At 64.8% G+C, this 948-nt stretch carries 1 protein-coding gene; it reads right to left on the reverse strand.

The genetic code is table 11. The annotated features are described in order from the left end of the window. Positions 1-812: IS256 family transposase (locus BST27_RS30595; RefSeq protein WP_139805507.1), on the reverse strand; the 812-nt coding region annotated here is incomplete at its 3' end. Between the last annotated feature and the right edge of the window lie 136 nt (positions 813-948).

The raw sequence follows: 948 nt of genomic DNA on the forward strand, positions 1-948 counted from the left end.
TGAAACCAGCATCGCTGCTCTCGGGTTGCCGGGAACACCTCCCGGACCGCCTTCCAGAACCCGAGTGCTCCGTCGCCGACAGCCAGCACCGGAGCGGTCATCCCACGGCGGCGGCAATCCCGGAGCAGGTCGGCCCACGACTCACCGGATTCCCGAAATCCGTCGCTGATCGCGACCAGCTCCTTGCGGCCATCGGCGCGCACCCCGATCATCACCAGCAGACACAGCTTGATCTGCTCCAGGCGGACCTTGAGGTGGATCCCGTCGACCCACAGGTAGACATAGTCGGTACCCGACAAATCCCGGCGACCGAACGCCGCAGCCTCGTCTTGCCACTGCGCGGTCAGCCGCGTGATCGTGCTCGCCGACAACCCAGCCCCCGAACCCAAGAACTGCTCCAACGCGGGCCCGAAATCCCCGCTGGACAACCCATGCAGGTACAACAGCGGCAGCACCTCGCTGATCTGCGGGGACTTGCGCGCCCAGGCCGGCAAGATCGCCGAAGAAAACCGCTGTCGCTCACCAGAATCGGGATCAATCCGTTTGTCGTTCACCCGCGGCGCGGTGACCTCGACCGCACCAGCGGCGGTCAGCACGTCGCGGGGCTGGTGGTACCCGTTGCGCACCACCAACCGGCGTCCGTTCTCGTCGAGTTGGTCAGCGAACTGGTCGACATACGCGGCGACCTCGGCGGCCAACGCCGCGGCCAGCATCTGCCGGGCACCATCGCGAACAATCTCATCCAACAGCGACCGGCCAGCGCCTCCGTCACCGCCGTTGGCTGAATCCGAGTCGTGAACTACCGTGAGCAAGGGCGTACCTTCCCAACCAGCGCGCCAACGCCGGTCTTGATCGAATACCTGATTCCGTGATGATCATCCTCGGGAAGGTGCGCCCACTTTCACGCCACCTCATCAAGGCTCATCCACAGGTTTCGATCATTGCTCC

Source organism: Mycobacterium intermedium (assembly GCF_002086275.1).
GTDB classification, from domain to species: domain Bacteria; phylum Actinomycetota; class Actinomycetes; order Mycobacteriales; family Mycobacteriaceae; genus Mycobacterium; species Mycobacterium intermedium.